General features: G+C 41.0%; 1 protein-coding gene. It reads right to left on the bottom strand.

Features of this window, described 5'->3' with window-relative positions:
• Window positions 1-95: 95 nt before the first annotated feature.
• On the bottom strand, window positions 96-827 hold the full coding sequence (gene radC / locus CK510_RS30600; RefSeq protein WP_095725150.1) for a RadC family protein: 732 nt from the start codon (window positions 825-827) through the stop codon (window positions 96-98).
• Window positions 828-1,215: the final 388 nt, after the last annotated feature.

Below are 1,215 nucleotides of genomic sequence, written 5' to 3'. Positions count from 1 at the left end.
TACACCGTAGGGTAGCGAGGAGGATTTGAGTTTATTCCTCCTCCCCGCAGGGGTGGGGTTCTATATTTGATTCGACAATTTGTAGGAAAATGAGCCTAATCTCCCTGGGGATGTTCCTCCCACAAGGTCGTAATTTCACGCAAACTTTGGTGATTTCCGTTACCCAAAATAATATGGTCGAGGAGAGGAATCCCTAAAAATTGCGCTCCTCCCAATAACTGACGGGTTAATTCGATATCTTCTCGACTGGGTTCCACATTCCCAGAAGGATGGTTATGTGCAACGATTAACCTTGTAGCTCCTTGTCTAAGGGCTTCCCGAAATATTTCCCTGGGAGGAGCAAGAGTTTCCGTTGCTGTACCAATGGTAATAATTTGCCTACCCAGCATTTTGTTTTTGACATCCAGCAGTATAATTGCGAACCGTTCCTGTACCTGCCACATTAAATCTTGGCTGAGAACTGCTGCTGCTGCTGCTGGACTATCGATGGGAGTGCGATCGCCTGGGTTTGCTTGAAAGGTTCTTTTTCCTAACTCGACTGCTGCTAAAATACTTGTGGCTTTGGCTGGTCCAATCCCTTGAATATACATCAATTCAGCCGGGGTGACATCGCGCAATACAGCTAATGGGTCCCGTTCGTTTTTCCCTAATTCCCGTAGTATATACTGCCCTAAACCCACCGCAGAAAGCTTTCCAGGACCTTGCCCAGTACCTAATAGTATGGCAATTAATTCGGCTGTTGATAGTACTTTTGGACCATTAGATAACAAACGTTCTCGTGGACGTTCGCTTTCTGCCATATCAGCGATTCGCAGGCAATATGTCATATAAAAACAGGAATATATGCAAGATAAATGTACCTATCTTTATTTATCGCCTGTTTACTGCGGAAAATATTCTAATTTGACAAAATCTTTAAATTTTTTTGCCAATAATGAAGTTATCGGGATGGTGATCGTTTAGTACCAGCACTCCCCAAGCGATACAAAAAAATTGTCACTTTTACTACACTCAAAAGTGAGTATATTAAAGCATTTACGTAGGTTGGGTGAAGGCTTTGCGTAACCCAACAAATGATATCGAGAAAATGAAAATTATTCCAACCACAAAAATATCTAAATTTAACTATTTAAATCAATATTTCAAATATTTTAATTTTTGAAATATGACTTTAAAATTATCGTCATAAAACCCACATTCCGCACCCTGAGGTGT

It is taken from the genome of Brunnivagina elsteri CCALA 953 (genome assembly GCF_002289455.1).
Taxonomy (GTDB): domain Bacteria; phylum Cyanobacteriota; class Cyanobacteriia; order Cyanobacteriales; family Nostocaceae; genus Brunnivagina; species Brunnivagina elsteri.
This window is presented reverse-complemented; position numbering and strand designations above follow the sequence as displayed.